This is a genomic window from Pseudomonas sp. GW821-FHT02H09, from assembly GCF_059421425.1.
The window spans coordinates 1-578 of the sequence record NZ_JBWKVA010000057.1 but is presented as its reverse complement, the minus strand read 5'-3'; the positions used below and the strand labels follow the sequence as shown (position 1 = coordinate 578).

Sequence of the window (578 nt, the reverse complement as noted above, 5' to 3'; positions counted from 1 at the left end):
GACGGCCACCTGTTCACGCTGAACTCGGTCAGTGCGCCGGCGAGCAAGGGCACGGCCAGCGTGGTCGGCAACCAGCTAGTGTTCAACCCGGGGGCCGATTTCGACCATCTGGCACAAGGCGTGGTCGAACACGTGACCCTCAGTTACCAGATGCAGGATCAGTATGGGGCGCTCTCGAGCTCCACGGTGGACGTGACCATCACCGGCACCAACGATGCGCCGGTGGCGGTGGCCGATACGGCCGCCGGCACGGAAAACCAGACCCTGACCGTCAACGTGCTGGCCAACGACACCGATGTCGATGACGGCCACCTGTTCACGCTGAACGCGGCGAGTGCGCCGGCAAACAAGGGCACGGCCAGCGTGGTCGGCAACCAGCTGGTGTTCAACCCAGGGAGCGACTTCGACCACCTGGCGCAAGGCGTGGTCGAGCACGTGACCCTCAGCTACCAGATGCAGGACCAGTACGGGGCACTCTCGAGTTCCACGGTGGATGTGACGATCACCGGCACCAACGATGCGCCGGTGGCGGTGGCCGATACGGCTGCCGGCACGGAGAACCAGACCCTGACCCTCAA

The 578-nt window shown here is 65.1% G+C and carries 1 protein-coding gene; it reads left to right on the top strand.

Annotated features, from left to right (window positions below):
• Positions 1 to 78: 78 nt before the first annotated feature.
• A partial coding sequence (locus tag AC07VR_RS31630) for a cadherin-like domain-containing protein (RefSeq protein ID WP_495013648.1) occupies positions 79 to 578 on the top strand: 500 nt, incomplete at its 3' end.